Annotated in this window: 1 rRNA gene; it reads right to left on the bottom strand. The window is 49.3% G+C overall.

What is annotated here, in order from left to right:
- Window positions 1-207, bottom strand: a 23S ribosomal RNA gene (locus tag LGT40_RS16695); the annotation flags it as partial.

The raw sequence follows: 207 nt of genomic DNA, 5'->3' as shown, positions 1-207 counted from the left end.
CCTTTATCGTTACTCATGTCAGCATTCGCACTTGTGATATCTCCAGCAAGCTTCTCAACTCACCTTCACAGACTTACACAACGCTCCTCTACCATGCCGTACAAAGTACGGCATCCATAGCTTCGGTATATGGCTTAAGCCCCGGTACATCTTCCGCGCAGGCCGACTCGACTAGTGAGCTATTACGCTTTCTTTAAAGGGTGGCTG

The organism is Methylophaga pinxianii (assembly GCF_020447225.1).
Lineage (GTDB): Bacteria > Pseudomonadota > Gammaproteobacteria > Nitrosococcales > Methylophagaceae > Methylophaga > Methylophaga pinxianii.
This window is presented reverse-complemented; position numbering and strand designations above follow the sequence as displayed.